At 66.2% G+C, this 15296-nt stretch carries 19 protein-coding genes and 2 pseudogenes; 6 read left to right on the top strand and 15 right to left on the bottom strand.

The features are described from left to right. Positions 1 to 80: 80 nt before the first annotated feature. On the bottom strand, positions 81 to 734 hold the full coding sequence (locus E5P3_RS31360) for a hypothetical protein (protein WP_162590018.1): 654 nt from the start codon (positions 732 to 734) through the stop codon (positions 81 to 83). Positions 735 to 845: 111 nt separating this feature from the next. Between E5P3_RS31360 and E5P3_RS35955 the strand changes: the two are divergent. Then, positions 846 to 1370, top strand: a pseudogene (locus tag E5P3_RS35955) (metallophosphoesterase); the annotation flags it as partial. Positions 1371 to 1606: 236 nt separating this feature from the next. Continuing rightward, positions 1607 to 2338 carry a hypothetical protein gene (locus E5P3_RS31350; RefSeq protein WP_232073615.1) on the top strand — a complete coding sequence of 244 codons (732 nt, stop codon included), beginning with the start codon at positions 1607 to 1609 and terminating at the stop codon, positions 2336 to 2338. A 148-nt stretch (positions 2339 to 2486) separates the two neighbouring features. Here E5P3_RS31350 and E5P3_RS31345 read toward each other — a convergent pair whose 3' ends face one another. Then, a complete protein-coding gene (locus tag E5P3_RS31345; protein ID WP_162590015.1) occupies positions 2487 to 2627 on the bottom strand; it encodes a hypothetical protein in 141 nt (46 codons plus the stop codon). A 260-nt stretch (positions 2628 to 2887) separates the two neighbouring features. On the opposite strand from E5P3_RS31345, the gene E5P3_RS31340 reads away from it, so the two are divergent. Further along, positions 2888 to 3352 (top strand): hypothetical protein, encoded by a 465-nt coding sequence (locus E5P3_RS31340; protein WP_162589956.1) that lies wholly within the window; start codon positions 2888 to 2890, stop codon positions 3350 to 3352. 49 nt (positions 3353 to 3401) lie between these two features. Here E5P3_RS31340 and E5P3_RS35950 read toward each other — a convergent pair. The 7 genes and pseudogenes from E5P3_RS35950 to E5P3_RS31305 all read right to left on the bottom strand — a co-directional run. Continuing rightward, positions 3402 to 3510: pseudogene (locus E5P3_RS35950) on the bottom strand (IS6 family transposase); the annotation flags it as partial. A 367-nt stretch (positions 3511 to 3877) separates the two neighbouring features. Further along, positions 3878 to 4426, bottom strand: coding sequence for a VOC family protein (locus E5P3_RS31330; RefSeq protein WP_162590014.1), 549 nt, complete (start codon positions 4424 to 4426; stop codon positions 3878 to 3880). 17 nt (positions 4427 to 4443) lie between these two features. Then, positions 4444 to 5433 (bottom strand): fumarylacetoacetate hydrolase family protein, encoded by a 990-nt coding sequence (locus tag E5P3_RS31325; RefSeq protein ID WP_162590013.1) that lies wholly within the window; start codon positions 5431 to 5433, stop codon positions 4444 to 4446. Then, complete coding sequence (locus tag E5P3_RS31320) at positions 5430 to 6212, bottom strand: alpha/beta fold hydrolase (RefSeq protein WP_232073548.1); 783 nt, start codon at positions 6210 to 6212, stop codon at positions 5430 to 5432. Before E5P3_RS31320 ends, E5P3_RS31325 begins: the two co-directional genes overlap by 4 nt. Beyond that, positions 6209 to 7195, bottom strand: coding sequence for an NAD(P)H-quinone oxidoreductase (locus E5P3_RS31315; protein WP_162590012.1), 987 nt, complete (start codon positions 7193 to 7195; stop codon positions 6209 to 6211). The genes E5P3_RS31320 and E5P3_RS31315 overlap by 4 nt, the downstream gene beginning before the upstream one ends. 10 nt (positions 7196 to 7205) lie before the next feature. Next, positions 7206 to 8186, bottom strand: a complete 981-nt coding sequence (locus tag E5P3_RS31310) for a Bug family tripartite tricarboxylate transporter substrate binding protein (protein ID WP_162590011.1) — start codon at positions 8184 to 8186, stop codon at positions 7206 to 7208. A 31-nt stretch (positions 8187 to 8217) separates the two neighbouring features. Then, entirely contained in the window at positions 8218 to 9378 is a 1161-nt protein-coding gene (locus tag E5P3_RS31305) for an alpha/beta hydrolase family protein (RefSeq protein ID WP_162590010.1), read from the bottom strand. A gap of 236 nt (positions 9379 to 9614) precedes the next feature. On the opposite strand from E5P3_RS31305, the gene E5P3_RS31300 reads away from it, so the two are divergent. Beyond that, complete coding sequence (locus E5P3_RS31300) at positions 9615 to 10589, top strand: Bug family tripartite tricarboxylate transporter substrate binding protein (RefSeq protein WP_162590009.1); 975 nt, start codon at positions 9615 to 9617, stop codon at positions 10587 to 10589. A gap of 1 nt (position 10590) precedes the next feature. Here E5P3_RS31300 and E5P3_RS31295 read toward each other — a convergent pair whose 3' ends face one another. Both E5P3_RS31295 and E5P3_RS31290 read right to left on the bottom strand, forming a co-directional pair. Then, positions 10591 to 11385, bottom strand: a complete 795-nt coding sequence (locus tag E5P3_RS31295) for a helix-turn-helix domain-containing protein (RefSeq protein WP_162590008.1) — start codon at positions 11383 to 11385, stop codon at positions 10591 to 10593. Between the two features lie 675 nt (positions 11386 to 12060). Then, positions 12061 to 12570 (bottom strand): DUF6998 domain-containing protein, encoded by a 510-nt coding sequence (locus tag E5P3_RS31290; protein ID WP_443083304.1) that lies wholly within the window; start codon positions 12568 to 12570, stop codon positions 12061 to 12063. 129 nt (positions 12571 to 12699) lie between these two features. Here E5P3_RS31290 and E5P3_RS31285 point away from each other — a divergent pair, with 129 nt between their 5' ends. Then, complete coding sequence (locus tag E5P3_RS31285; RefSeq protein WP_162590006.1) at positions 12700 to 12915, top strand: hypothetical protein; 216 nt, start codon at positions 12700 to 12702, stop codon at positions 12913 to 12915. A gap of 152 nt (positions 12916 to 13067) precedes the next feature. Here the strand turns inward: E5P3_RS31285 and E5P3_RS31280 are convergent, their stop codons facing one another. Further along, a complete protein-coding gene (locus E5P3_RS31280; RefSeq protein WP_162590005.1) occupies positions 13068 to 13436 on the bottom strand; it encodes a hypothetical protein in 369 nt (122 codons plus the stop codon). Positions 13437 to 14014: 578 nt separating this feature from the next. Between E5P3_RS31280 and E5P3_RS31275 the strand changes: the two genes are divergently transcribed. Further along, on the top strand, positions 14015 to 14209 hold the full coding sequence (locus E5P3_RS31275) for a hypothetical protein (protein ID WP_162590004.1): 195 nt from the start codon (positions 14015 to 14017) through the stop codon (positions 14207 to 14209). A gap of 123 nt (positions 14210 to 14332) precedes the next feature. Here the strand turns inward: E5P3_RS31275 and E5P3_RS31270 are convergent, their stop codons facing one another. The 3 genes from E5P3_RS31270 to E5P3_RS31260 are packed head-to-tail and all read right to left on the bottom strand — an operon-like array spanning position 14333 to position 15288. Then, a complete protein-coding gene (locus E5P3_RS31270; protein WP_162590003.1) occupies positions 14333 to 14710 on the bottom strand; it encodes a hypothetical protein in 378 nt (125 codons plus the stop codon). Between the two features lie 12 nt (positions 14711 to 14722). Beyond that, the gene (locus E5P3_RS31265) at positions 14723 to 14974 is read right to left on the bottom strand and encodes a hypothetical protein (RefSeq protein ID WP_162590002.1); all 252 of its coding nucleotides are present in this window, start codon (positions 14972 to 14974) and stop codon (positions 14723 to 14725) included. Next, a complete protein-coding gene (locus tag E5P3_RS31260) occupies positions 14971 to 15288 on the bottom strand; it encodes a hypothetical protein (RefSeq protein WP_162590001.1) in 318 nt (105 codons plus the stop codon). Before E5P3_RS31260 ends, E5P3_RS31265 begins: the two co-directional genes overlap by 4 nt. Between the last annotated feature and the right edge of the window lie 8 nt (positions 15289 to 15296).

Below are 15296 nucleotides of genomic sequence, written 5' to 3'. Positions count from 1 at the left end.
GCCGGGAGGGACGGAGATGAATGGAATCGACGCGGCCCGCCCGGGGGAAGCGGCGGGTCAGAGCGCGGAGATCCTCCATGCTAGAAGCCGCCCGCGGCGAGGTGACGCAGGGCGGGCGCCAACTGCACCCCCCGTGCCTGTCTCACAGCCGCATTGATGATGGTGCCATCCGAGGCGACATCCATCTCGACCATAGTCCCCACGTACTCGACCAGCATCTCGCGTTCGAGCATGCCGGGGACCGGGTCATCGATGTGGCCAAACCCAGCGAGCACCTCGCCGTCGATCAGACGGTACAGCAGCAGGATCCAATGGTGGTTGTCGAGCTCCGGTGACTGCTCGGCCGCGGCGATCGCGCGCAGGCCTGCAGCGAACGCCTGCAACGTCTCCGGCAACGCCATCGATCCCGCCTTCGGCTGAGCCGCCTGGCTGGCTCGGGCCATGGCCGCTGCAGCGAGGGCGCGCAAAGCGGTGCTGCGGGCTTCATCGACCTCGTCCCTCAGTGACGCCAGCTGCGCCGGCAAGATCGCCGCGGCCGCGACCCAAAGATTGCCCGTGTCGACCAGGTAGACGAATGCATCGGTCGCCAAAGGCTGCCGTCCCGAATGGAGATCAAGGCCCCAGTTTGCTCTGGGCTCCTGCGCCAGCGCGCCGACGGCCTTCCAGAACGAACGCTCCGGGCCTGACGTGGCGGCGACGCGCCGTAGCAGCGCCTGGGTCTTGAACGATGACAACTGTAGGCTTCGAAGGACGGGATCACCCGAATGCTACCCCTCCCCTTCCCAAGGCTCCGGGCGCCGCTGCCCTAGCGCGATCACGGGCGGCTCCCGTAAGCTGGTAGCGAAATGAAGCTCCTCGTCCTCTCAGACCTGCACCTCGAGTTCGGCACCTTCCGCGTGCCAGAGGTCGAGGTCGACGCCGTGATCCTGGCCGGGGACATCGCGGCGACGGCGGCCAAAGCGCTTCGCTGGGCACAGCGGCCCAGCAACTTCGGTGAGCAGACGCCCATCGTCTTCGTGCCCGGCAACCATGAGTTCTACGGCGGCGTGATGGAAACGACGCTCGGGGACATGCACCGTGCCGCCTCTGGCAACGTCCATGCGCTGAACTCCCGCGAAGTCGTGCTGCAGGGTGTCCGGTTCCTCGGATCTACGCTCTGGACCGACTTTGCGCTGGCCATCGAGACCGACGAGGGCACCGTGAGCGACGTTCCTCGTGCGATGGAGGCCGCACGGTCGAGCATGAATGACTACAGGCGCATCCGATTGGGTGAGCCCGTAAGCCGTCGTGGCGCCGTCAAGCGAGAGAAGCGCCGCCTGGCTCCGGAGGACACGGCCACTCTTCACCTCAGTGAGCGAAAGTGGCTCGCCGACAAGCTGGCCGAACCTTTCGACGGGCCAACGGTCGTCGTCACGCACCACGCTCCTCAGCCCCTTGGCATCGTCCAGGCTGCCAAGCTCTTCTGGGAGACCGCCCGCCGCGAGGCCAACCAGGTGCAGGTCCAAAAGACCGAGGCAGCTAGACGCGAGAACGAGTGCAGCGAGAGGCGCTCGCCCGGAATGAATCGGATCTCGCCCAGCGCGAGGCATCCTTCGAGCAGGCCCGCGTGGCGGTCGACGAGGCACTGGCGTCCTCCCGGCAGGCAGTCGCTGCGATCGAAGCCCAGATGCACACGCAGCAGCAAGAATCGGCTCGCCTTCTCAGCGACTCCGAAGCCGAGGTGCGGCGCCTGCGCAAGGCGTTCGACGAGACCGTGGCCAGCAAGGAAGCCCTGCGCGAGAAGGCAGCCATAGAACTGGCCGCTGCGCAGCGTGATGCGAAGGAAGCCGAGCAGCGCCACGTGGCGCACGAGCGCCGGCTGCTGGCCGACGTCGACCGTGAGCGGGTGGCCGCGCGCCAAGCCGCCGCGGATCTCACAAAGGAGCAGAAAGCCCGGGCGGCCGATCACGAGGCAGCACGTTCCGCCCATGCGGCGGCAAAGCAGGCCCTCCAGGCAGAGAAGGCCGCGCACCGCGAGGCGGCGGCCGCCTGGTCGAAAGAGCAGCAGGAGATGCGAGTAGAGCTTGCGACCCTTCGCGAGCGGGCCGCCGGGGCAGAGCAGCGCGCAAAGGTCTTGGCGATCGGCTGCGGCGCCAGGAAGAGCAGGCCGAGCGCGAAATTGCCCGATTGCGCGACGAGCGGGCGACGACAGTGGCCGAGTTGCGCCGACTCGAGGCGGGACAGGCTGAGAGACGGGCAGAGCCTGAGACTGCCGGGGAAGCTCCAGCCGGCCGGGCGGCGCGAGGCAAGAAGCCCTCGGAATGACCAATGGTCGAGCCGGCGTTGGACCTGTGTTTGATCGCCTCCGCGGGGCCACCCCGCATTGATGGGCTAAAGCCGATCGCGGGCTTGAAACGAAGCGCGCCATCCTTCAGGCTTCTATCCCAAGCAAGGCGACCGGCGCCCTCTCCTCGATGCACACGCAGCAGCAGGCATCCGCTCACCTTCTAAGCGACTTCGAAGCCGAGGTGCGGCGCCTGCGCAAGGCGTTCGACGAAGCAGTGGGCAGCAAGGAAGCCCTGCGCTAGAAGGCGGCAATGGAACTGGGCGCGGCGCAGCGTGACGCGAGGGAAGCCGAGCAGCGCCATGTTGCCCACGAGCGCCGGCTACTGGCTGACGTCGACCGTGAGCGGGTGGCCGCGCGCTAAGCTGCTGCGAATCTCGCCAAAGAGCAGAAGGCCCGCGCGGCGGAGATCGCCAAGCCACCTCTCCGGCGCGTCCCAAGAGATCAACGAAATGAGCGCGCTCTCACGATCCTGCGTGTATCCAGCCCTATAAACTGAAAGCGAATGACCACGGTTATCTCCCCTCGGGCCTTGCGAACATAGACGTCTTCCGTGACGAGGAGTTGCAGGAGCTGAGTCGCTGTGCTCAAGCCAACCCCCTCCGTTCGCTGCTGAGAAATCCAAGGCGGAAGGAAGAATCGGCGATCGACTTCGCCTACACGTCGGCTCAGATCGAAGGGAACACCTATTCCCGAGCAGACACGATCACTCTCCTGAAGATGGGTCGGACTGCCGGTGGCAAGAGCTTCCTGGATGCGCAAATGCTTGTGAATCTTCGGGACGCCCCCACGATCATCCTCACGGACGCGCAGAACATCGTCGAATCCGGGCTGGACGGCCTGCGAGAGGTTCATGCATCGCTGATGCGTGGCATCTTGCCCGACGATCAATTGAGTGCCACACGTAAGACGACACGCGTCCGCATCGCCGGCACGCAATACATCCCTTCGGACGGCGTGGCGGCTTCGTGTTGGAGGCTACAGGTCCGCCTATCCGGAACCGGCCCCTACCACCGATCCAACAGATGACGACGGCTCGTCGGGCACGAACGAAGGCGCCCCCCGTAGGATGGGAACTGACGAGGACGCCGCGCTCCGCCATCATCTCCTCCAAGTGCCGCAGGCTCAGCGGATAGGCCGCGTACCAGCGCACGCACGATTTCCAGCGGGAAATGCAAACGCCTGATGTCGCGATTGCCCGGTCCGCCTGCACCCTGACGGGGCGTCTGCGCGGGTGGCACAGATCGGTGATGTCGGAGGGGTCCGCGACCACGCGCGTGGCGCGGACTTGGTGCGGCCGCCATGGCGTGTCGCCGCTATCGCTGCAGAGACCTAGATGTCATGCGGGATTGGAAAGTGATGGTGTAGTTCGACCGTTGCCTGTACATCCCTTGCCGCCGGTGCGGCCGCAAGGGCCTGAGTTGCGATCTCTGAGGAAGCGGTCGGGGGCTGCTGAACCCGCTATCCACGCCGCCGCTTCGGCGCGCTCCGCAGTACCCGTACTGGACAGCAACATGCGAGCGGCGGAGTATCAAAGAAAAAGGGGCCGACGTTTCATTCCTTGCGGGTGTAGCCGGTCTCGCCTCCGAACAGGCTCTTGCGCTGCGACCAGTCGTGGGTCCTGCTCCACAGGGCCAGCACGGCCGGCGCCTCCTGCTCGAACGTCATCAGGCGCTCGGGCCCGCAGGTGCGCACGGTGAGCTCCAGCCGGTGGCCGGACGGGTCGTGGAAATAGATCGACGTGATGAAATCGTCGTGGTTGGTCGGGCCAATCACGTCGATCCCATTGGCCTGCAACTCGTCCCTGGACCGCAGCAGGACGTCCATGCTCTCCACCTCGAAGGCGAAGTGCTGGATCCAGGCGGGCGACTCCAGGTCGCGCATGTTGCCCGGATCTCGCGGGCATTCGAAGAACGCGATTGAACTGCCGTCCTCCATCTCGAAGAAGATGTGCAGATGCGGGCTGTACTGGCCGGTGGACGGCACGTGGTCCTCACCCATGGCGTGGCTGAACTTCAGCCCCAGCATCTGCGTGTAGAAGCGGACCGTTTCCTCGGCGTCGACGCAGCGGAAGGCCGCGTGGTGGAGTTTCTTGCAAAGCATTGGTTTGTCCTGGTGGGTCATGGGGCCGGCGCGCGCTCGATGCGCTGGTCGATGGCGCCGAAGATGCTCGCGCCGGCGGCGTCGAAGGCTTCGATCCGGACGCTGTCGCCGAAGCGCAGCCACGGCGTGCGGGCCTTGCCGTGCGCGATCTCTTCGTGGATGCGGGCTTCGGCGATGCAGCCGAAGCCCGCATCCTCGTCCTGGTTGGAGATCGAGCCGGCGCCGATGATGGTGCCGGCCGCCAGGTCCCGTGTCGCCGCGGCATGTGCAATGAGCTGCGGGTAGGTGAAGAACATGTCCTTGCCGGCATCGGGCCGGCCCATTGGCCGGTCGTTGACGCTGGAGGTCACGGTGAGGTGGAACTTCGCGCCGTCCCACGCGCTTCCCAGTTCATCGGGCGTGACCGCCACCGGTGAGAACGCGCTGGTCGGCTTGGCCTGAAGGAAGCCGAAGCCCTTGGGCAGCTCGCTCTTGGTCAGCGCGCGCAGCGTGTAGTCGTTCAGCAGCATCACCAGCTTGACGTGGCCCGAGGCGCCATCGACCGGCGTGCCCATCGGGACGTCGTCGGTCACGACGGCGATCTCGGCCTCGTAGTCGATGTCCAGGCCCTCGTCGGGAAAGCACATCGGCTCGCGCGGCCCTCGGAACGCATCTGACAGCCCCTGGTACATCACCGGATCGGTCGTGTGGTTGGGTGGCATGGCCGCGCCGCGAGCCTTGCGGGCCTTTTCCATGTGGTGCAGGTAGACCGAGCCGTCGAGGAACTGGAAGGCCCGCGGCAGCGGACTCGCCAGCTGCGCGACGTCAAGATCGAATGCCTCTTCGCAGCGTCCGGCCTGCAGTCGATCGAACACGGCGGCGAGCAGCGCAGCGCTGCGGCCCCAGTCTTCGATCGCCTGCTGCAGCGTGGTTGCGATGTGCGGCACGCGGACGGCGCGGGCGAGGTCGCGGGAGACGACCACCAGCGTGCCGTCGCGGCCGCCGGTCTTCAGGCTGGAAAGCTTCATGCGTGGGTTCCTAGGAAGGTTTCGATCGCGGTGACGAGCCGGAGTGGCACTTCGATCATCGGGTAATGGCCGGCGTTGCCCAGCACCTCGATGCGTGCCTGGGGGTACAGGGCCGGGAATGTGGCGCGCACGAATTCCTCGCTCACCCCGCCATCGTTCGCGCCGACCAGCACCAGCATCTGTATGGACAGGCCCCTGGCCTGCGCTGAGAATTCGGTCCGCGAGAAGGCGTCGAGGTAGGCCGAGAAGGCGGCCGCAGTAGCGGTGCGCCGGGCGTGGGCCAGCACATGCCGGCCAACCGCCGGCACCAGGCCGTGGCCGAGCGATGCATCGATCACCGCTAGCGCGGCCTGGTCGTCGCTGCGCGCAGCCTGGAACAGCGCGCGGATCTCCGGCGGAAACGGCACGCCGCTGGCCGGGACCGGCGTGACGCCCACCAGCGCGGTGACGCGCGTTGGCGCGGCGACGGCTAGCCGCTGCGCCGCCATGCCGCCCATCGAATGGCCGACCACGCTGAAGCGCTCCCACCCCAAGCCGTCGGCCAGGGCCAGGGCGTCGGCTGCAATCTCCGCCATCGTGTACTCGCCGGCGAGCGCGCGTGAATCGCCGTAGCCGCGCACGTCCATGAAGGCGTAGGAAAACCGTGCGCGGTCGAGGAACGGATACGTGGGCGCCCAGATGCCATGGTCGCCAAACCAGCCGTGCAGCACCAGCACGTTGCCGGGACCATCGCCGATCACCTCGTGGCCGATCGCCGGCGCGTTGTCAGCAGCCATCATGCCCCTTCCGTTGTGAGGACGATCTTGCCCATGTTGTCGCCCTGCTCGAGATAGCGGTGCGCGTCCGCGGCGTCCGCGAGGCGGAACACGCGGTTGACCACGGGCCGCACCTTGCCTGCCGCCAGCGCCGGCCAGAGCGTCGCCTCGAGTTCGCGGGCGATCATGTCCTTCTGCTCGAGCGTGCGGTGGCGCAGCGTGGTGCCGGTGATGTGGGCCCGCTTGAGCATCACCTTGCCGATGTCCACCGCCAGTTCCCGGCCCAGCGGGTGTGCGATATAAACCACGCGGCCATCGTTTGCAAGACAGGCCAGGTTGCGCGGGAAGTAGGGACCTCCCACCATGTCCAGGATCAAGTCGACGCCGCGGCCGCCCGTCTTGTCCAGCACCACGTCCTCGAAGACCGCGGTGCGGTAGTTGATCGCTTCGTCGGCCCCCAGGCTCAATGCATAGCGGCATTTCTCGTCGCTGCCGGCAGTGGTGATCACCCGCGCGCCCAGCTGCTTGGCCCACTGGATCGCAAGCGAACCGACGCCGCTGGTGCCGCCATGCACCAGCAGCCACTCGCCGGCCCGCAACTGGCCGCGCTCGAGCAGCGCACTCCAGGCGGTGAAGGCGGCCTCGGGTAGGCTGGCGGCTTCCACGCTGGACAGGCCCGCGGGAATCGCCATGCACTGGCCCTGCGGCGCAAGACAGTAGTCGGCATAGCCGCCGCCGATCAGGATGGCGCAGACCTTGTCGCCGACCTTCCAGCCGCTAACGCCGGCGCCGACCGCGGCGACGCGCCCGGCGACTTCCAGCCCAGGCACCGTGGGCGCGCCGGGCGGCATGGGATAGATGCCGGCGCGCTGCATCAGGTCGGGGCGATTGACGCCCGCTGCCTCGACCTGGATCAGCACTTCGCCGTCACGCGGGGAGGGCACCGGCCGGTCGAACGCGGTGAGCGCTTCAGCCCCGCCAGTGGTTGGCACATCGATCACGAGCATGGCAGTTCCTTCATTCGTTGGTCAGGCCCGCGGCCTGCACGGCCCTGGCGTAGTTCACATAGTCGCTTCGCACGATGCGGCCGAACGCCTCGGCGCCCAGGCCCGTCACTTCGAAGCCGGCGTCCACCAACCTTTGTCGCAGCTGCGGCGTGCGCGCGGCGGCGACGGCTTCGTCTTCGAGCCGGCGCGCGACGGCTGCCGGAATGCCGGCCGGGATGAACAACCCCACCCAGCCTTCGACCGCGAACTTCGGGATGGCGCTTTGCACCGTCGCCAGACCCGGCAGTTGCGGCGGCGCATGGTGGCCGGCGGCGGCGAGGGCGCGCAGGCGGCCGGATCGGATGTGCGGCAGCACGTTGGTCACCACGTCGAACATGCAGGAGACCCGGCCCGAGATCACGTCCGGCAGCGCCTGGGTGGCGCCCTTGTAGGGAATGTGCGTCAGCTCTGCGCCGCCCAGGCTCTTGAGCATCACGCCGGCCAGGTGCGGCGCCGAGCCGTTGCCGTAGGAGGCGTAGCTGTACTTGCCCGGGTTGGCCCGGGCTGCAGCCAGCAGGTCCCGCAGGCTCGCGATGCCTGAGCCGCTCGCTGTCACCAGCACAAAGTGCGCGATGGCAATCTGCGCCAGCGCCTGCACATCCCGCAGTCCGTCGTAGTTCAGCTTGTACAGGTGCGGGTTGATTGCTATGGTGGAAGGCACGCCCACCAGCAGCGTATAGCCGTCGGGCGCCGACTTGGTTGCCTGCTCGGTCGCAATGACGCCGTTGGCGCCCGGCTTGTTGTCCACCACCACCGGCTGCTGGAGACGTGTCGCCATCTGCTCGGCGACCAGCCGGGTCAGCTGGTCGGTGCCACCACCGGCGGTGTAGGGCACCAGCACGTGCAGCGGTCTGGCCGGCCAGCTGTCCGCACTCGCAGGTGGCTGCCAGCCGGCGGCCAGGGCCGTGCCCACCATCATCATGCTGAGTGTGTTTCTCCGGGATGTGTCCATCTTTGTTGTCTCCTTGGATCGCGTGCTGCTCTTACAGCTTGCGGGCCAGCCAGTCGCAGATCAGGCTCAGGGCCGGGTCGGGCCGATCGAGCTGGACGTGGGCGGCGCCGCCTTCGGCATGGGTGTAGATGCGCTTTTCCTTGTTCGGGGTGCCGATCGCGGCGTAGAGCTCTTCCATGTCCTCCACCGGCGTCTGCTTGTCGTCCTCGCCGTGTACCAGCAGGATGTCGCAGTCGATCAGCGGCGCGGCGTCCTTCATGGTGAAGGGCTCCAGGTAGCGCAGCGCCTCGTCGAAACTCTGCACGCCCAGGATGTGAAGGATGTGCTGGCTGGTCGTGCCCAGCGCCGCCTTGGTGTCGATCGCCAGCGCCTGGCCGTCGACGGCCTTGAAGCGGCGCGCCCAGACCCGGCGGTAGTCATAGACCGCACCCCAGGCGACGCAGGCCTTGAACCGCTTCTCGTAGGCTGCGGCGCGCGGCGCGTAGTAGCCGCCCATGCTGGCCGCGAAGATGCCGATGCGTTGCGGGTCGACGTCGGCGCGCGTGCCCAGGTAGTCGATTGCCGCGGCGGAGGCCACTTCCGAGTCGTGCCGCGCTTTCAGGCCGGCCAGCCGCAGCGTTGCGCCCTGGCCGGGATGGTCGATCGCCAGGCAGTTCATCCCGCGTTCGGCCAGCGCCAGTGCGGCGTAGACCATCTCCTCCTTGGTGCCGTCCAGGCCGTCGGACAGCACCACGGTCGGCGCCTTGCGCGCGGCTGGCGCCACGGCGGGGACGAAATACGCGTAGAGCGTCTTGCCATCGAACGGGATGTCGACGATCTCGATTTTCGCGCGGTGCAGTTCGGCCGCCAGCGAGAAGGTGTCCAGGTGGCGGGCGAAAGCGGGCTCGCAGCGCGGGTCGGCCGGCGGCAGGAAGGCCTCGGCCCACTGGTAATAGAGCGAGGCGCGCAGAAAGTGGTTGGCCGCCGTGACGCGGTTTCCGGCGGCAGCGGCGTCCGTGGCGATGCCGTCGACCTGCTGCGCGAGCCGCAGCCAGGCCTGGTGCCAGGCCTCGTTGTCGCCGCCCGGGACGGCCCTGGCGGCGGCGTGCAGGTCCTTGCAGGCCCAGTCGATCTCGCCCAGCTGGGCGCCGCTGGCCATGGCGCGCATCACGGCGAGCGACCAGGTGTAGTTGCCGGGGAAGTACTGGAACATGGTTGTCGTCCTCTGGTTCGGTAGAAGGCGCGCCGGGATCGGCGCGCCGCCAGGGCAGTGTCGGCGCGGCCGGCCCATGCACGGCAACCCAGGGCTCCGGCGACCTACCGGATCGTCCGACAATGTCGGGCGCGCAATTTCCGGACGATCGGGTAGGTGAGCGCACTGGAAGGTTGGCGGCTTCCTGGCGCCACTTCCTAGACTGCCCGACCCCTGCCACCTCCGGAGTCCTTTCGATGCGCCGTTCCAGCTTCCTCTCCCGCTCCGCCGCCTGCGGCCTTGCCGCCATCGCGGCGCTCACGACGCCGCTGGCCGGCCACGCCGACACCTTCCCCTCCCGCGTGGTGCGGATCATCGTTCCGTTCCCCGCCGGCGGCACGCAGGACACGCTGGCGCGTACCGTCGCCGACGCACTGGCGCCACGGCTCAAGCAGCCGGTGGTGGTGGAAAACCGCACCGGCGCCGCGGGCAACATCGGCGCCGACGTACTCGCCAAGGCCGCGCCCGACGGCTACACGCTGGGCATCCTCAGCGGCGTGCAGGCCGCCAATGCGGCGTTCTATCGCCGCCTGCCCTACAACCTGGAGCGCGATTTCGTGCCGGTCGCCGAGCTGGGCGATTCCGATATCGTCATCGTAGCCTCGCCGCGCGCGCCGTTCGCCAGCCTGCCGGAGTTCGTCGCTTATGCCAAGGCACATCCGCAGGCCGTCAACTTCGGCAGTACCACCAGCCTCACGATGGACCTGTTCAAGGTGCGCACCGGCGCCGCCGTGACCATGGTCACCTACAAGGGCCCGAGCGACGCCATGCAGGACCTGATCAGCGGGCGCATCGACCTGTCCGCCGGCCCGCTGCCGCAGATGCTGCCGCTGATCCGCGATGGCAAGATCCGCGCGCTCGCGCTGGCCAGCGCGCGCCGCTCGGCGCGGTTGCCTGGTGTCGCGACGGTGGCCGAAACTGTGCCGGGTTACGACGCCGGTATGTGGTACGGGCTGTTCGCGCCGGCGGGGACGCCGCCGGACGTGTTGCAGATGTTGTCGGCGCAGCTGGCGTCGGCGCTGACGGCCCCCGAAACGATCGCCAGGCTGGAGGCGCTGGGCGTCGTGCCGGCATCGGGCAAGGCATCAGCGGCTGAGACTCTGGCACGCATGCGCAGCGAGACGGCGCAGTGGCGCACGGTGGTCGAGCAGACCGGCAACTACGCCAACTGAGTCACGCGTCGGGCTCGCCAGCGCCGCCCAGCATGCCGCGCCTGAAATCGCTTGGCGGCAGGCCGATGTGCTGCGAGAAGAAGCGGGCGAAATGGCTGGGCGCCGAAAAACCAAGGTCGTCCGAGACCTGGGCGACGCTGGCGCCGGGATCGGCCAACTTGCGGGTGGCGATCTTCATCCGCTCCCAGTCGAGGTACTGCTGGGGCGAGACCCCGACGCAGTTCTTGAACTGCTCGAAAAAGCGCGAACGCGACAGGCCGACGCTCGCCGCGATGTCGTCAAGGCTGGGGTTGTCCGCCGCGAGGTCCCGCAGCAACCTGACGGCCCGTATCACGCGCGCATCCATCGGCCGCTCCGCCAGCAGCGACAGGCGCGAGAACGTTTCGTCGGCGTAGGCGCCGGCCACCGCGCGGGCCAGGTCGCGCAGCAGCGGCTCGCGATCCGTCTCGCTCAGCTCGAAGCCAGCCGTCATGCTGATCGCGACGCGCGACATCTGCTGCTGCACCTCGGGGGTCAGCGCCACGCCCGGCTGTGGAAAGAGCTTGGCGCGCGGAGTCCTCGCAAGCCCCAGCGTGGCGCCCAGCCAGGCCGGCGTGAACAGCACCGTCAGGGCCAGGGTCGGTTCGCCCGTGCTCGGGAGCTTGGCGTGCGGCTCCCAGGGGTTGACCAGGATGGCGCACGTGTCCGTCAGCTGCAACTCGTGGCCGCCAACGCGAAAGCCGGTATCGCCGCCGCCCAGCTTGAAGATGAAGTTGTATTCCGAGTGGGCGTGCTCGACCAGACTGCGGGCAGTCATGTTGAGCGTCAACCTGCCGAAATCGCCTTGCAGGATGATGGATTGGTGTGTCTCTTTCACCGTGGCGCGAGTCTAGCGCAGCGCCTCCACACTGCGCGGCAGCTTGCGGGAAAGCACTGACGGCACCGGCGACCAGGCAACCGCCGGCAAAGGAGCATGGACGGCTGCTTATCGGCCGGCGAGCCTGTGGATGGTGCTTGCACTCACCCAAGCGGCGAGCGTCTCGATTGTGCGGCGATCAATGTCTGGTTCTGGCGGCCGGTTGTTGCCCGGTAGGAGCTCAGTACGCACGCGCTTCCATCAGACCAGCTCTTAGAACAGGAGAGGGGAACTGGAGGACGCCAGCGAACGTCGGCTCATGGGCCGGAAGTGGCTGGCCGCCCGATGTAGCCTCTCGTTTTTCGGTACGCTCATCGCACTCGCAGAACGTTCGCAAGTCGCTCCAGCGTTGCGAGCTGCCAATTCCTCTCAGCGACGAATGACTCGGGATCGCAGACCGCGCCATAGCCGCCGTCTGGGGTGCAACAGCCTCGGCGTCACTGACTCGTGCACGACCAGTTCGCCTCTCTCCGTAACAGTGCCCCGCAACATCTCCTCGAGGATCGCCTTCCTGTTGGACCGAGCGAACCATGAGCTCCAGATCCCGGAAGATGGTGTCCGGCGTAGGCGTGTCGATCAGCAACGCGACGCGGTGCCCGCTGTCCATCGCACGGATGCATGCCCCGAAGCGAGGGGTGACGTCTCCCGCGGCGCACCGCGGTTAGGCACAAGGCGTCGCAACGGGATGTTCAGTCGGCCAGACCCACGATCTTCATTCATCAGCTGGCGCGCATCGGCAATCGGCTTGTCCAGCAAGGTCTCGACCTGCATTTCCTCTGTGTTGATCCGCAGGACAAACACCCGGTCAACCTGGTCGAGCGTATTTGGGTTGAACGAGACGAGCCCATCAAGCCCGCTCTGCGCCGTGGTCTTGACGGAGATCCGTTCGTTGATCGCGCTCACAAGGTCGTAGCCGCGCTGGTTCACTTCCGTGGCCATCTGCCCGTTGGTGATCATCGCGACGTACAGCTCACCGATGCGCCCGCAGAGGTGCCGAAGCTCAGTCGGGGCAACTCCCCAGGAGATCTCCCGCTCGATCCAGGACATTGCCTCGCCCAAGGACTGGATCAGCCGCATCTGCGACATCGCCACGGTCTCGCTCCTTCTGCGGTTGGCGGATTGTGACGGATGGGTCGCCAACGGCAGCCGGTTTGCCGGCGAGAGCGTCCATGGCTATTTCATGCCCCCAGGCGGACACACCGGTACGATCGGTGTATGACGTCCACCATCGATCTGTTCTCTCGCTCCCCTGCCCTGCTGCGCATGCCCTCATGGCTCGGCCCGGATGCGCATGAGTCGATGGAGCTCGCGTTTGAACCCGGCGACTACAAGATCACCCCGGGAGATCGGTGGACCGTCGTGCTACTCAAGACAGGCGAGACGGTGTACTCGGGGATCGGGCCTGTTGAGATCCTGCGATCGCCTCACTGATGCTGCCCGTGGGCTCACGCCAGCGAAGGAACATGCCCATGGGCGATCACATCCGATGTCCCTGTCCGCGGCAGCTCCTCTTTCGATCAGATCGGCGGATGATTAGTAGAGCATTTGTCATCGTGACGATCGGTGAACTCGGTGGCGCATGTCTAACGCATTGCCTTGAGGCGGCCGACCACCTCCGCAACGTTGAGCGGCGGCCGCTCGATGGCGGGAACGTCGTGCGCGGCAAGCGGGCGGACTACGTGGAAGCTCCAGACGAGCGGCTCCGTATCTGACTCTGACGCGGTGCTGTAGGCGCGGCCTTCGTCGTCGATGACGATCTCCGCATCGTGGATGTACAGCGTCGCGCCGTTGTCGAGTCGACGTAGGGCTTCAGCAGCGCTTTCGGTGCCTGGTCCAGCATCTTGCTCACGACCTGGTGCCCGTTGCAATGAACCGTTGCGGCGGCCTCCAGCGCCTGAAACAGGGTGGTCTTGAAACTCAAGGCGGCATTGTCCCAGCTGCGCACGGCGCAAGCCGCCCTCCACCGGGCTACACAATGACCCCGGTTTCCGTCCAGACCTATTCACACGACATATCGCCCTGGCCGCCAATCCAAGTGCATTGCTGGCCGCGCCTTCACGTCCACCGATTCGCCGCACTCTCCTCCTGCAGCCCTGCCGTGGTCTTCGCGCCCTCCTCCGCTGAGTTCATCGCATGAAATGGGGCGTGTGTCCTTGCGCAAGCGAGCGGCGCGAGGTCAGAATGTCCGCATGCACGAAGGCCATTCATCCCATGCTGGTACCGATGCTCCCATCGGCACTGAGTCCTACCTGATCGGCATGAACCCGCCCTCGGGATCGCCCGATGACCAGCATCAACCAGCGCTCTGGCACCTGGCCGGGGCGATGTCGATGATCAATCTGTCGATCTTGCCTGGCTCTACTACACCACGTTGTCTCCGTTGCCCTTCGTGGTGGGATTGGTCGCAGGGGCCTTGCTCGCCTTTGCCCTAAGCGGCCGCCCCGGCCCGCCGGTGGCCGGGCGTTCCTCTGTTTCTCGCAACATAACGCCACTGCGGAGAATTGGTCTGGCGGGTAAAATGCTGCCCCCAATGTCAGAACCCACCACTTTCTCCCAAGACGGCCTGCGCTACGTGAAGAAGCCCTCCGGCTCGATCATCAACACGCCCCGCGCCGAATCCATGATGTCGTGCTTCAAGTGCGGCATGTTCAAGCTCCCCACGGAGATGACTTCGAAGCGCTTCCTCGGCAAGAACCACCGGGTCTGCGCGCCCAAGCGCGCCTGAACCAGCCTCGACGGGCGTAGCGCTCGCGCCGGTACGATCGGCGCGAAAGGGAAATGGAGCTCGCCTTCGTGCCAGGCGACCGCCCGACCGACATCGCTGGAAACACAATGCTGGATATGGCCGTCAGCGAGTAATCAACACCACCTGCAAGGGTTCGGACGCTTCCTTGGAGAACAGCCCGCGGTCGCTCCTTACGGTTGCCGCGAACTTCGAGAGAACTGCCATCGCCATCACGTGGTCGAGACGATTTCTTCCCATCTCGACTGAAACGAAACGTAGGCCGTAGTCAGACCCGTACGAAAAGAAATCGACGTCGTCCATTCCCTCGCGGCAGCCAAGCGATGTGGCGGGCTCAAAGCCGTTCTCCAAAGCGGCCAGTCGCACAAGCAGACTCTCCAACGGCCGAGCCAGAGAACGAAGATCGGCCTTTGCGTAGTACTCCTCCAACAACGCCGATGCAGGCCCATCGGCATCGCCAAACTCGGCTTCGAGTCCCTCCAACCAGTTCTTCGTTCATCCGCCTTCAGAAAGTGCAAGGAGTGATAGCAATTTCGACGACAACGCAGGCACGGAAATCCTCGCTGGGCCGTCTTCAAGGCGATCTTCATCGAGCGCTTCCGATCCAGCATCGCCATCAACAGCCGCAACGACAACATCAATCAAGGCACTACAAGCTTTGAACTGCGCCTCGGAACACACCGGCCGCACCATGGTCTTCAACGCGCCCGCGATATCGTCGATTGCCCATCGGCTTAGCCAGTTCACGGTGATCCCGACCTTTTGGCTAGTGTGCAAAACGACATCTCTCCGTACTTGTATGTGAGGCTTTCTATTACGTTTGGCACACGGTCTTCCCGCGCGAGTTTGTCAATGAAACTGGCCCCCGCCTCCCCCGCCGATACGATCGCAAGTAGTCCAACGCGGTCTGCAGGCCACTCGTTGCCATAAGCCTTGTCGAACGCTGCATGCCGCTTCCAGAACCATGCATTTGCCGACGCGATGTCAACGACGGCCATCTCTATGCCGACCTTCGCACCGCATTTGATGGTACTGAGCACCTCCCCTGGGTCGATGTCCATCCAGGGAT

Source organism: Variovorax sp. RA8 (assembly GCF_901827175.1).
Classification (GTDB): Bacteria; Pseudomonadota; Gammaproteobacteria; order Burkholderiales; family Burkholderiaceae_C; genus Variovorax.
Note: the sequence above shows the minus strand (reverse complement) of the source record. Positions and strands in the feature narration are given on the sequence as shown.

What these genes read in the sequence shown, in the direction of transcription:
- E5P3_RS31260 (WP_162590001.1), bottom strand. Translation starts at nt 15,288, where the DNA reads ATGGACATCGACCCAGGGGAGGTGCTCAGTACCATCAAATGCGGTGCG.
- E5P3_RS31310 (WP_162590011.1), bottom strand. Translation starts at nt 8,186, where the DNA reads ATGGACACATCCCGGAGAAACACACTCAGCATGATGATGGTGGGCACG.
- E5P3_RS31285 (WP_162590006.1), top strand. Translation starts at nt 12,700, where the DNA reads ATGACGTCCACCATCGATCTGTTCTCTCGCTCCCCTGCCCTGCTGCGC.
- E5P3_RS31305 (WP_162590010.1), bottom strand. Translation starts at nt 9,378, where the DNA reads ATGTTCCAGTACTTCCCCGGCAACTACACCTGGTCGCTCGCCGTGATG.
- E5P3_RS31320 (WP_232073548.1), bottom strand. Translation starts at nt 6,212, where the DNA reads ATGATGGCTGCTGACAACGCGCCGGCGATCGGCCACGAGGTGATCGGC.
- E5P3_RS31300 (WP_162590009.1), top strand. Translation starts at nt 9,615, where the DNA reads ATGCGCCGTTCCAGCTTCCTCTCCCGCTCCGCCGCCTGCGGCCTTGCC.
- E5P3_RS31345 (WP_162590015.1), bottom strand. Translation starts at nt 2,627, where the DNA reads ATGGCGCTGCTCGGCTTCCCTCGCGTCACGCTGCGCCGCGCCCAGTTC.
- E5P3_RS31290 (WP_443083304.1), bottom strand. Translation starts at nt 12,570, where the DNA reads ATGTCGCAGATGCGGCTGATCCAGTCCTTGGGCGAGGCAATGTCCTGG.
- E5P3_RS31325 (WP_162590013.1), bottom strand. Translation starts at nt 5,433, where the DNA reads ATGAAGCTTTCCAGCCTGAAGACCGGCGGCCGCGACGGCACGCTGGTG.
- E5P3_RS31295 (WP_162590008.1), bottom strand. Translation starts at nt 11,385, where the DNA reads ATGACTGCCCGCAGTCTGGTCGAGCACGCCCACTCGGAATACAACTTC.
- E5P3_RS31275 (WP_162590004.1), top strand. Translation starts at nt 14,015, where the DNA reads ATGTCAGAACCCACCACTTTCTCCCAAGACGGCCTGCGCTACGTGAAG.
- E5P3_RS31330 (WP_162590014.1), bottom strand. Translation starts at nt 4,426, where the DNA reads ATGCTTTGCAAGAAACTCCACCACGCGGCCTTCCGCTGCGTCGACGCC.
- E5P3_RS31315 (WP_162590012.1), bottom strand. Translation starts at nt 7,195, where the DNA reads ATGCTCGTGATCGATGTGCCAACCACTGGCGGGGCTGAAGCGCTCACC.